The sequence below is a fragment of the Halalkalibacter oceani genome (genome assembly GCF_023715605.1).
GTDB classification, from domain to species: Bacteria; Bacillota; Bacilli; order Bacillales; family Bacillaceae_D; genus Halalkalibacter; species Halalkalibacter oceani.
Genome location: NZ_JAMBOL010000119.1, coordinates 1 through 240, shown reverse-complemented (window position 1 = coordinate 240; position 240 = coordinate 1). Strand labels below are relative to the sequence as shown.

Sequence of the window (240 nt, the reverse complement as noted above, 5' to 3'; positions counted from 1 at the left end):
CCGTGATCCGGTTCAGGGACAGTGTCAGGTGGGCAGTTTGACTGGGGCGGTCGCCTCCTAAACAGTAACGGAGGCGCCCAAAGGTTCCCTCAGAATGGTTGGAAATCATTCGTAGAGTGCAAAGGCATAAGGGAGCTTGACTGCGAGACCTACAAGTCGAGCAGGGACGAAAGTCGGGCTTAGTGATCCGGTGGTTCCGCATGGAAGGGCCATCGCTCTAGGGTTAAAAGCTACCCTGGG

The 240-nt window shown here is 56.2% G+C and carries 1 rRNA gene; it reads left to right on the top strand.

Annotated elements, in window-relative coordinates:
* Positions 1-240 (top strand): 23S ribosomal RNA (locus M3202_RS22245); the annotation flags it as partial.